Source organism: Flavobacterium sp. XGLA_31, from assembly GCF_051547105.1.
GTDB lineage: Bacteria > Bacteroidota > Bacteroidia > Flavobacteriales > Flavobacteriaceae > Flavobacterium.
On record NZ_JBPTTM010000028.1, the window covers coordinates 1 to 300 of the forward strand.

1 protein-coding gene is annotated in these 300 nt (G+C 48.7%); it reads left to right on the plus strand.

Annotated elements, in window-relative coordinates; all coding sequences use genetic code 11:
* Positions 1–300: hypothetical protein (locus ACSVH6_RS13610; protein ID WP_438079411.1), on the plus strand; the 300-nt coding region annotated here is incomplete at both ends.

Sequence of the window (300 nt, forward strand, 5' to 3'; positions counted from 1 at the left end):
GCTTTTGATTTAACGACTCAAACAGCAGCTTTATTGGCGGGTAATGCCACAACACCGGTATCGACCTACACGGTGAAATTCTACCAGGATGCGGCGCTGACCCAACTCATCAGCAACCCGACATCGTTTACCAACACAACGGTGAACCAACAAACCATATACGTACAGGTGACCAACAACCAAACGGGTTGTAAGAGCGCTGTAGGCAGCTTTATCATCAAGGTAAATCCAAAACCAATCATAGCCCAGGCGATGCCGGATATGGAGGCTTGTGATACCGATGGGGATAACGACGGACAA